This window comes from Kluyvera cryocrescens NBRC 102467, assembly GCF_001571285.1.
Taxonomy (GTDB): domain Bacteria; phylum Pseudomonadota; class Gammaproteobacteria; order Enterobacterales; family Enterobacteriaceae; genus Kluyvera; species Kluyvera cryocrescens.
Genome location: NZ_BCTM01000040.1, coordinates 23,223 through 33,172 on the forward strand (window position 1 = coordinate 23,223; position 9,950 = coordinate 33,172).

Consider the following 9,950-nt stretch of genomic DNA (forward strand, 5'->3'; position numbering starts at 1 on the left):
TCATACAGGAAAGCGGCTATGTTGGCACAACTGACCATTAGCAATTTTGCAATCGTTCGTGAGCTTGAGATCGACTTCAACAGTGGCATGACGGCTATTACCGGGGAAACCGGTGCAGGCAAATCCATTGCAATTGATGCCCTTGGCCTGTGCCTGGGTGGCCGCGCTGAAGCCGATATGGTTCGCGCCGGAGCCAGCCGTGCCGACCTCTGCGCTCGCTTTGCGTTAAAAGACACCCCAGCAGCGCTGCGCTGGCTGGAAGAAAATCAGTTAGAAGACGGTCGTGAGTGCCTGCTGCGCCGCGTTATCAGCAGCGATGGCCGCTCTCGCGGCTTTATTAACGGCACCGCCGTACCGCTCTCTCAGCTACGTGAACTCGGCCAACTGCTCATCCAGATCCACGGCCAGCATGCGCATCAGCAGCTGGTTAAACCGGAACATCAAAAAAGCCTGCTTGATGCCTACGCCGGTGAGTCCGACCTCGCTCGCCAAATGGCAGAGCACTATCGCCTGTGGAATCAAAGCTGCCGGGATCTCGCAACTCACCAGCAGCAGAGCCAGGAGCGGCTTGCCCGCGCAGAGCTGCTGAAATACCAGCTAAAAGAGCTGATTGAATTCAATCCGCAACCGGGCGAATACGAGCTTATTGATGAAGAATACAAACGTCTCGCCAACAGCGGGCAGCTCATCGCCACCAGTCAGCATGCATTAACCATACTGGCTGACGGCGAAGACGTTAATCTGCAGAGCCAGCTTTATACCGCGCGCCAGCTAGCTGGCGAACTTGCCAGCATGGACGGTAAGCTCTCTGGCGTTCTTGAGATGCTGGAAGAAGCAGCCATTCAACTGAGCGAAGCCAGCGACGAGCTGCGCCACTACTGCGACCGTCTTGACCTTGACCCGAACCGTCTGTTCGAACTGGAACAACGCTTGTCGAAACAGATCTCATTGGCGCGTAAACACCAAATTTCGCCGGAAGAGCTGCCGGCATTTTACCAGTCTCTGCTCGACGAGCAGCAGCTGCTTGACGATCAAAGTGACTCCCTGGAGACCCTAAAGCTTTCGGTGACTCGACACCATCAGCTTGCGCTGGAAACAGCCCACCAGCTGCATGCACTTCGTCAGGCGAGCGCTACAGAGCTGGCGCAGCTGATCACCGACAGCATGCACATGCTCTCTATGCCACACGGTGAATTTGCTATCGACGTTCGCTTCGAAGAACAGCATCTGACGGCTGAAGGTGCCGATCGCATTGAATTCCGCGTTACCACCAACCCGGGGCAGCCGCTGCAGGCAATCGCCAAAGTGGCTTCCGGCGGTGAACTGTCGCGTATCGCGCTGGCTATTCAGGTCATTACCGCGCGTAAAATGGAAACTCCGGCGCTGATCTTTGATGAAGTCGACGTTGGGATCAGCGGCCCAACGGCCGCTGTCGTCGGCAAACTGCTGCGCCAGCTTGGCGAATCCACCCAAGTCATGTGCGTGACTCACTTACCGCAGGTCGCTGGCTGTGGCCACCATCACTTCTATGTCAGTAAAGAAACCGATGGCGCGATGACCGAAACACACATGCAGCCACTGGATAAACGCGCCCGTTTGCAAGAGCTGGCACGCCTTCTTGGTGGGAGCGAGGTCACCCGAAACACTCTCGCAAATGCGAAAGAGTTGCTGGCTGCATAAACTTTTTTGATTTCCGGGAGTCAGAGTTCACAATAAAAACGCCGTAAGACCCGATCGCAAAGGTTCCCAACGCACCTCAGGTCTATTATCATCGGCATATTAAATATGAGCCGCGTACTGCTCGGGCCCGAAAAGGAATCAAATCACTATGCGCTGTAAAACGCTGACTGCTGCCGCAGCGGTTCTTCTGATGATGACTGCAGGCTGTTCCACTCTGGAGCGAGTGGTTTACCGTCCTGATATTAGTCAGGGGAACTATCTGGTACCTAACGACATTGCCAAAATCCGTACTGGCATGACGCAACAACAGGTTGCCTACACCTTGGGTACACCGATGATGACCGACCCATTCGGTACCAATACCTGGTTCTACGTGTTCCGCCAGCAGCCTGGGCATGAAAAAGTCACTCAGCAAACGCTGACGCTGACCTTCAACAGCAGCGGCGTGTTGACCAACATCGACAACAAACCCGCCCTGACGAAGTAAATCTACGGCTACAAAAAAAGCGCTCAATGAGCGCTTTTTTATTGGTTAGCAGCAAAACAAAAAGGCGTTATCCCTTATTCTGCCCCGATTTCTCCGCGCGCTGACGGCGCAACTCTTTCGGATCGGCAATCAGTGGACGGTAGATCTCAACACGGTCTCCGTCATTGACCACGTCATGGAGCTTTGCCGGACGGCTATAGATCCCCACTTTATTCTTACTGAGATCAATGTCATCACGCAGCGTCAACAGCCCGCTTGCCTGAATAGCCTGTTCCACCGTTGCTCCTGCGTCGAGCGTGACCCGTTGCAAATACTGTTTTTGCGGCAGCGCGTACGCGACCTCAACGGCAATTTTACCCGGCACTGTAAACCTCTCTGGCCCGCATCGTGAACGCCTGCACCATATTCAGCGCCAGCTCTTTAAAGATGCGACCAAACGCCAGCTCGATGAGCTTATTGGTAAACTCAAAGTCGAGCTGAAACTCAATTTTGCAGGCATCCGGGCTCAGCGGCGTAAATTTCCAGCCGCCGATCAGCTTTTTGAACGGCCCGTCGACCAGATGCATCAAAATACTCTGGTTACTGGTTAACGTATTACGCGTAGTAAAGGTCTTACTGATGCCAGCCTTAGAGACGTCCACCGCCGCCGTCATTTGCGTCGGCCCCGACTCCAGAACGCGGCTGCCTGTACAACCGGGGATAAAATCCGGGTAGGCATCGACATCATTCACCAGTTGATACATTTGCTCTGCGCTGTAGGGAACCAGTGCAGTACGGCTAATCTGAGGCATAGCAATTTCCATGATCGAACACGACGCAAATAGTATCATTTATCTACTGTTAAAAAAAACGGACACTGTCTATATCGTGCTAAGATAAGCCATTACGCCTCGCGGGAGCTTGAGGCTATGTTTATCAGATTAGCGATAACTTCAGGATATTATGACAAAGAAAAAAGCACACAAACCTGGATCGGCCACCATTGCGCTGAATAAACGCGCCCGCCACGAATACTTTATCGAAGAAGAGTTTGAAGCGGGTCTCGCACTCCAGGGCTGGGAAGTAAAATCTCTGCGAGCAGGCAAAGCCAACATCGGTGACAGCTACGTTATCTTAAAAGATGGCGAAGCCTTCCTGTTTGGTGCCAACTTCACACCAATGGCCGTCGCCTCAACCCACTACGTATGCGATCCAACGCGCACGCGTAAACTGCTATTGAATCAGCGCGAGCTGGACAATCTGTACGGCCGCATCAACCGTGAAGGTTACACCGTCGTCGCCCTCTCCCTCTATTGGAAGAACGCCTGGTGCAAGGTCAAAATCGGCGTGGCGAAAGGTAAGAAACAGCACGACAAACGTACCGACGTCAAAGACCGTGAATGGCAGGTTGATAAAGCCCGTATCATGAAACATGCGGGACGCTAACCCTTTCCGCGCTTGCCTGTCTCCGCAGGCAAGCGACTCTTCTCCTACCACTCTTTGCTCCTGAATTAACACACGGCATAACGACCTTAGTTAAAGCAACGGCGATTTCATCACCGAGTTGCCCCCCTGCGTACTTAGCTTTCTATATTTCGTTTATTTATTAGACGTTTCCAGTTTCCAGGCCATATCATTTCTATTCGAGCAGGGCTGGCGCCGCCGGGTGCAAAGGTGTTATACTTGCTGCAACACTATTGGGGCTGATTCTGGATTCGACGGGATTCGCGAAACCCAAGGTGCATGCCGAGGGGCGGTTGGCCTCGTAAAAAGCCGCAAAAAAATAGTCGCAAACGACGAAAACTACGCTTTAGCAGCTTAATAACCTGCTAAGAGCCCTCTCTCCCTAGCTTCCGCTCTTAAGACGGGGATCAAAGAGAGGTCAAACCCAAAAGAGATCGCGTGGAAACCTTGCCTGGGGTTGAAGCGTTAAAACTAATCAGGCTAGTTTGGTAGTGGCGTGTCTGTCCGCAGGTGCCAGGCGAATGTAAAGACTGACTAAGCATGTAGTGCCAAGGATGTAGGAATTTCGGACGCGGGTTCAACTCCCGCCAGCTCCACCAAATATTGATGTACTGAAGTTCAGTAAAGTCTACTAAGCCCGCACAGCACAAGCTCTGCGGGCTTTTTTACGTCTATTGTAGTCTAGTGAGAATTGCTGAGAACTACGAGTTATGGCACCCTGAATGGGACCCACGAAGATGGGTCCTAAAATCGAGGGTCCCAAACATGGCCAAAATCGCTAAGAAGCTCACTGACACTGAAATCAAAAGCACCAAACCTGCCGAAAAAGAAGTTAACCTTTTTGACGGCGATGGTTTGCTGTTGCGAATCGCTCCCCTGGTGAAGGGAGGGAAGAAAAATTGGTATTTCAGATATGCAGTGCCTGTGACCAAAAAGCGAACTAAGGTGAGCTTAGGAACCTATCCTCACCTTACACTTGCGAAGGCACGAGCTTTACGTGATGAATACTTGTCGTTGCTTACAAATGGTATAGACCCCCAAGTTCATAACAACCAAAAAGCCAATGCACTGAAAGATGCCACGGAACATACATTTCAAGCAGTAGCCAAGAAGTGGCTTGATGAGAAAGTCAAAACGTCAGGCATCTCCCAAGATCATGCTAACGACATCTGGCGAAGCCTAGAGAGAAATATCTTTTCCACATTGGGTGATACCCCAATTAAGGAGATTCGCCCTAAAATGCTTAAACAGCATTTAGAACCCATAGAAAAACGAGGTGTCCTTGAAACACTTCGCCGCATCATATCCCGCCTGAATGAAATTTTCCGCTATGCAGCAACAGAAGAACTCATAGAATTCAACCCGGCAGACAACCTGGGGCAACGGTTCAGCAAGCCAAAAAAACAGAATATGCCAGCATTACCCCCTTCCGAACTCCCTCGCTTCTTGGTTGCTCTAAACAATGCTTCTATCCGTTTGGAAACAAGGCTACTGATTGAGTGGCAACTTCTCACATGGGTTCGCCCAGGTGAAGCTGTTCGCACAAGATGGTCAGATATTGATATTGAAACTGGCATGTGGAACATCCCGGCGGAGTTTATGAAAATGAAGAAGCCTCACAAAGTTCCACTGAGCAAAGAAGCTTTGCGAGTTTTGGATTTAATGAAAGTCATCAGCGGGCATAGAGAGTGGGTGTTCCCCAGTATCAAAGCTCCACTCAATCACATGCATGAACAAACAGCTAATGCGGCCATAATCCGTATGGGTTTCGGAGGTGAGCTTGTAGCTCACGGTATGCGATCCATTGCTAGAACGGCTGCTGAGGAGTCTGGCAAGTTTAGGACTGATGTCTTAGAAGCCGCCCTTGCCCACTCGAAGAAAGATGAAATAATTGCAGCCTACAATCGTGCAGAGTATCTCACTGAACGGGTGGTTCTCATGCAATGGTGGAGTGACTATGTTTCGTCTCAAAAATGCAAAGTTATTGCCGCATAACTCTCCCATGATGGATTAACTATCTTGATTTAGTTAAAGAATTAATAATCACACCATTAACCTATGTGGACTAAGCATAGCCATTTACAAATGGGGACATTGAGTCCACATAACGAAAGCTGTCGGTCATATCAGCTAAATAATTCACATCTCTTCTCGATTATCATACACCTCGAAGATATACCAAATTCGCTCTAACTAATGATAAAACAGTTGAATTCGGTTAAAATTTGATCAATTTTATCCTCTACATTGTATTGAATCATCCATGAGGTTTCGTGCATGGCTAGCGAAAATGACAAAAATCATAGAGTTAGGGTCGCGCAGTACTTGAGGATGTCTACCGACCATCAGCAATATTCTTTACATAATCAGTCCGAATATATCAAAGATTATGCTGAAAAGAACAATATGGAAATCGCTTATACCTACGATGATGCAGGTAAGAGCGGAGTCAGTATCGTAGGCAGGCATTCTTTGCAGCAGTTACTTAGCGATGTAGAACAAAAGAAAATAGATATACAGGCTGTATTATTTTATGATGTGAGCCGTTTTGGTCGTTTTCAAAATAGTGATGAAGCGGCATATTATTCCTTTCTATTTGAGAGAAATGGTGTAGATCTTATATATTGTTCCGAACCTATACCCACTAAAGATTTCCCTTTAGAGTCCTCTGTTATACTGAATATAAAAAGATCTAGTGCTGCATATCACAGCAGGAATTTATCTGAAAAGGTATTTATAGGGCAAGTAAATTTAATAAAGCTTGGTTATCATCAAGGCGGTATGGCTGGTTATGGGCTGAGACGTCTTTTAGTAGACGAAAATGGCATAGCTAAAGAAATATTGAGTTTCCGCAAAAGAAAGAGTATTCAAACAGATAGGGTAATATTAATTCCGGGACCAAAAAATGAAATAAAAATTGTAAATAGAATATATGATCTCTTTATAGATAATAACGTCCCAGAATTCATTATTGCTGAGAGATTAAATGAACAGAACATACCTGCAGAAAATGGAACATTATGGACTCGTGCAAAAATACATCAAATTTTGACAAATGAAAAATATATTGGAAACAACATATATAACAAAACCTCATCTAAATTAAAAAGTAGGCTTGTAAAAAACCCCAAACATGAATGGGTTAGATGTGACAAGGCATATAAACCTATTATTTCAAAGAAAAAATACAATAAAGCTCAAGAAATAATTCAGCTCCGATCCATTCATTTGACTAATGAAGATCTATTAGAAAAACTAAAACAAAAATTAGAATCTAATGGAAAACTATCAGGCTTTATCATTGATGAAGATGATACAGGCCCTTCATCTTCTGTTTATAGAACCCGATTTGGTGGTCTTTTAAGAGCATATACTTTGATTGGTTATAAGCCAGAACATGATTACAGCTATCTCAAAATAAATGAAGCACTAAGATCATTTTACTCAGAGATAATTGAGGATTTTAAGGGTGAAATTTTAAAAAGTAACTGTCATATAGACGAGTATAAATATGCCCCAATGCTTTACATCAATGATGAGTTTTTAATTTCCGTCCTTGTTACTAAATGCATACATATGAAATCAGGTAAACTTAGATGGAAAGTCCGGTTTGATAACTCACAGAAAGCAGACATAACAATTGTTATACGAATGAATTCACAAAATATTTCACCTCTTGATTTTTATATCATACCAAAGATTGAAAACGAATATAATAAAATGTGCATGACGGAAACAAACAACATTCGATTAGATCTCTATAGATTTGATAATCTTGATAAACTTCTACAAATTATTACTCGCATGAAAGTGAGGGAACTATATGCTGCCTGAAAAAAATGAATTCCCAATAATTCAAATTGAGATTGCAAAAATAAAATTTCTTAACCCACGAACAAGAAATAAGGTAGTGCATGAAGAAATAAAGGAAAGCATAAAAAAAAGAGGATTAAGCAAGCCTATAAGCGTAAGAGCTATTGATGAAGGCGATTTCAAATATGCTTTAATTTGTGGTCAAGGGAGAATAGAGGCTCTCGTTGCATTAGGTGAAACTATTATTCCAGCAATTATAAGAGATGTATCAGAAGAAGATGCTTACGTTATGAGTTTAGTTGAAAACATTGCAAGGAGAAGACCACGTTCTAATGAGTTATTACAGGTGATTAAAGACATGAAAATCAGAGGACTTTCAGACTCCGAAATAAGTGAGATTACTGGATATTCATCGAACTGGGTGAGCAGTATTAATATGCTACTTGATAAGGGAGAGCATAAACTTCTCTCAGCAGTCGAACGGGGTAATTTGCCTCTGTATCTCGCAGTGCAATTTGCAAGATGTGAAACTGAGGAAGCACAAGATATTCTTACCGAAGCATATGATAAAAAATTAATAAAAAGTCGGGACATTATAAAGATAAAACACATTCTAAATCAAAGAACAGTTGGGAATAAAGGTGCAAAAGCAGCCGGATTTTATTATCACAAACCATCAAAAAGGATGACTGCAGAGGAGTTGATTGAGCTTTATGAAAATAGTATCGCTGAACATAAATCTGTTTATAACAACTCAAAATTCATAAAAACCAACCTACTAATAGTAAATGAGATTTTTAACATCATAATGATGAATAAAAGCTTTCAACATATACTTGAACAAGAGAATCTTTCAGAACTACCATCTCAGATATTAACCCCAGTAAACAAAGAGGTATTAAAATGATTCATATACGTTTTGGCGATAATTTTATTTACCTGGAAACTAATAAGTTAATTCCATCTAAGGAATTATTAGAAAACGTAAAGCGAAGCCATAAATATCATCAAATAGTTACCTCTATCGAAAGCTTAGGTATTATTGAACCAATAATAGTATTCTATGACAAAGATAAAGATGTCACTAAGATACTTGATGGCCATTTAAGGGTTGAGGCTTTAAAAGACTTAGGTATAGAAAAAGCTCCATGTATACTTTCGAGCATAGATGATGCTTTCACTCCTAACAAACAAGTGAATCATATAAATGTAGTTGAAGAACATAGAATGATAATTAAGTCTCTGGCAAAAGTATCAATTGAAAAACTTAGTGCTGCTTTGGGCATATCTGTTGATGCCATAAAAGATAAAGCGAATGTGATGAACGGCATAGATCCAAGTGTAATTGCGAAACTTTCTGATAAACCTATACCTAAGGCTACATTTGACGTTTTGAGGAAAATGAAGCCAATTCGCCAAATTGAAGCAGTCGGTACAATGATTAATTTTGATAATTATAGTAAAAAATTTGCAATGAGCATCTTGGATGCAACACCGGCATCGATGATAGTAAATAAAGGGAAAAACACTCCCTATAAAAAGGACATAAAAAAAACCATACTTCGTCTGGAACAAGAAATGGCAACAACTTCGGAAGAAACGAAAAAGCTTCAAACCGAGTATGGTTCAGATATGTTGAAATTCGTTATAATCCAGTCATATATTAATAAATTACTTGGCAATTCTAAAGTTCTTCATTGGTTCTTAGAAAACGAGGTTGATTATCTTAATGAGTTAAAAAGAATTTCTAGAATAAATTCTTTGGATGATAAGACTCTTACTGAAAACAGCAAGTCATAGTCATGGTTTTATATAGCCTAAATAAACCAAGAAGTATACTTACACAACGACCTTCACGCCGAAGAAGCTGTCAGATACGCCAGCAACCAAAGCATTACGTTTAAGTGTCAGTCATTGATACGAAGGGATAACTGCGTATCAGCAGCCGGACATTGAGTCGAATAAAGGCTGGTAGAGAGGGACAGTTCTGTGTCACCGGGAGATTCGTCAGAAACATCAGCGGCAGAACAGATGAACCAGCAATTGGTAGTGCACAGAAAACTCTCCAGTATTTAATTATTCAACTTAGCACTAAAAAAAATCACATATTTAATATCATAATTTTTCTTTGGTCTACGTATGCGAGAGATATTGTGGCTTTAACCGGGTATTAGGAGTCGTTTCAGATAAAAGATGTTCTTCGATTCGACTGGACTTGGTAATAGCAATAAGTAATCGTTAATATTGAAGGACGAAAGGCTACTTCAAAACAAAGTAACCTTTCCAATATTCCCATCTATGGGACAAGTGGTACATTAACTGCACATAGTGCAGGATACATATGACATAAAACTTTTTATTTATGGCATACATTATAAATAACTTGTATTTTATGAATGTCAATAGGTTCTTGTTTAATACTTTTAAAATAATTAATTGATTGTTTTTATTATAGCTTCGCTTGTACAAGCGAAGATCCTATTGTTCTTGAATGAATAATGCCAATTATAAGAGAAGCAAGGGCTAA

At 43.4% G+C, this 9,950-nt stretch carries 9 protein-coding genes and 1 other RNA gene; 8 read left to right on the top strand and 2 right to left on the bottom strand.

Features of this window, described 5'->3' with window-relative positions; all coding sequences use genetic code 11:
* The first annotated feature begins 18 nt into the window (after window positions 1–18).
* Window positions 19–1,680 carry a DNA repair protein RecN gene (gene recN, locus KCR01S_RS20810; RefSeq protein WP_061284909.1) on the top strand — a complete coding sequence of 554 codons (1,662 nt, stop codon included), beginning with the start codon at window positions 19–21 and terminating at the stop codon, window positions 1,678–1,680.
* Window positions 1,681–1,828: 148 nt separating this feature from the next.
* Window positions 1,829–2,167: an outer membrane protein assembly factor BamE gene (gene bamE, locus KCR01S_RS20815; protein WP_061284910.1), complete on the top strand. Its 339-nt coding sequence runs from the start codon at window positions 1,829–1,831 to the stop codon at window positions 2,165–2,167.
* Window positions 2,168–2,234: 67 nt separating this feature from the next.
* Here the strand turns inward: bamE and KCR01S_RS20820 are convergent, their stop codons facing one another.
* Window positions 2,235–2,531 carry an RnfH family protein gene (locus KCR01S_RS20820; protein WP_061284911.1) on the bottom strand — a complete coding sequence of 99 codons (297 nt, stop codon included), beginning with the start codon at window positions 2,529–2,531 and terminating at the stop codon, window positions 2,235–2,237.
* Entirely contained in the window at window positions 2,521–2,958 is a 438-nt protein-coding gene (locus tag KCR01S_RS20825; protein WP_061284912.1) for a type II toxin-antitoxin system RatA family toxin, read from the bottom strand. The genes KCR01S_RS20820 and KCR01S_RS20825 overlap by 11 nt, the downstream gene beginning before the upstream one ends.
* Window positions 2,959–3,109: 151 nt before the next feature.
* Here KCR01S_RS20825 and smpB point away from each other — a divergent pair, with 151 nt between their 5' ends.
* The 6 genes from smpB (at window position 3,110) to KCR01S_RS20855 (ending at window position 9,223) form a co-directional block, all read left to right on the top strand.
* Entirely contained in the window at window positions 3,110–3,592 is a 483-nt protein-coding gene (gene smpB, locus KCR01S_RS20830) for an SsrA-binding protein SmpB (protein ID WP_061284913.1), read from the top strand.
* Window positions 3,593–3,845: 253 nt separating this feature from the next.
* Window positions 3,846–4,209, top strand: a transfer-messenger RNA (tmRNA) gene (gene ssrA / locus KCR01S_RS20835).
* Window positions 4,210–4,375: 166 nt separating this feature from the next.
* On the top strand, window positions 4,376–5,605 hold the full coding sequence (locus tag KCR01S_RS20840; RefSeq protein WP_061284914.1) for an integrase domain-containing protein: 1,230 nt from the start codon (window positions 4,376–4,378) through the stop codon (window positions 5,603–5,605).
* Window positions 5,606–5,887: 282 nt separating this feature from the next.
* The gene (locus tag KCR01S_RS20845) at window positions 5,888–7,444 is read left to right on the top strand and encodes a recombinase family protein (RefSeq protein WP_000135615.1); all 1,557 of its coding nucleotides are present in this window, start codon (window positions 5,888–5,890) and stop codon (window positions 7,442–7,444) included.
* Window positions 7,434–8,330 (top strand): ParB/RepB/Spo0J family partition protein, encoded by an 897-nt coding sequence (locus tag KCR01S_RS20850; RefSeq protein WP_000936465.1) that lies wholly within the window; start codon window positions 7,434–7,436, stop codon window positions 8,328–8,330. The genes KCR01S_RS20845 and KCR01S_RS20850 overlap by 11 nt, the downstream gene beginning before the upstream one ends.
* Window positions 8,327–9,223, top strand: a complete 897-nt coding sequence (locus KCR01S_RS20855) for a ParB/RepB/Spo0J family partition protein (protein ID WP_061284915.1) — start codon at window positions 8,327–8,329, stop codon at window positions 9,221–9,223. The genes KCR01S_RS20850 and KCR01S_RS20855 overlap by 4 nt, the downstream gene beginning before the upstream one ends.
* Window positions 9,224–9,950: the final 727 nt, after the last annotated feature.

Excerpts from the sequence above, each read along its gene's own strand:
- recN (WP_061284909.1), top strand. The coding sequence starts at position 19 with ATGTTGGCACAACTGACCATTAGCAATTTTGCAATCGTTCGTGAGCTT.
- bamE (WP_061284910.1), top strand. The coding sequence starts at position 1,829 with ATGCGCTGTAAAACGCTGACTGCTGCCGCAGCGGTTCTTCTGATGATG.
- KCR01S_RS20825 (WP_061284912.1), bottom strand. The coding sequence starts at position 2,958 with ATGCCTCAGATTAGCCGTACTGCACTGGTTCCCTACAGCGCAGAGCAA.
- smpB (WP_061284913.1), top strand. The coding sequence starts at position 3,110 with ATGACAAAGAAAAAAGCACACAAACCTGGATCGGCCACCATTGCGCTG.
- KCR01S_RS20840 (WP_061284914.1), top strand. The coding sequence starts at position 4,376 with ATGGCCAAAATCGCTAAGAAGCTCACTGACACTGAAATCAAAAGCACC.
- KCR01S_RS20845 (WP_000135615.1), top strand. The coding sequence starts at position 5,888 with ATGGCTAGCGAAAATGACAAAAATCATAGAGTTAGGGTCGCGCAGTAC.
- KCR01S_RS20850 (WP_000936465.1), top strand. The coding sequence starts at position 7,434 with ATGCTGCCTGAAAAAAATGAATTCCCAATAATTCAAATTGAGATTGCA.
- KCR01S_RS20855 (WP_061284915.1), top strand. The coding sequence starts at position 8,327 with ATGATTCATATACGTTTTGGCGATAATTTTATTTACCTGGAAACTAAT.